Annotated in this window: 1 pseudogene; it reads right to left on the minus strand. The window is 76.7% G+C overall.

The features are described from left to right. Positions 1–283, minus strand: a pseudogene (locus PUR61_RS00525) (PhoH family protein); the annotation flags it as partial.

A 283-nucleotide genomic window follows, 5' to 3' on the forward strand; every position in this document is an offset into this window, starting at 1 on the left:
CTGCTGCCGCTCCAGGACCGCCTCCAGCCCGGCGCAGAGCGCCAGCGCGGACTTCCCCGTCCCGGCCCGGCCGCCCATCGAGACGATGCCGACCTCCGGGTCCAGCAGGAGGTCCAGCGCGACCCGCTGCTCGGCGCTGCGCCCGCGCAGTCCGAACGCCTCGCGTTCTCCGCGCACCAGCCGGACGCGGCCGTCGCCGGTGACCCGGCCGAGCGCCCGGCCGCGTTCGGAGGTGAGCACGAGTCCGGTGTGCACGGGGAGGTCGCTGACGCCCTCGATGGAC

This window comes from Streptomyces sp. BE20, assembly GCF_036322525.1.
Classification (GTDB): Bacteria; Actinomycetota; Actinomycetes; order Streptomycetales; family Streptomycetaceae; genus Kitasatospora.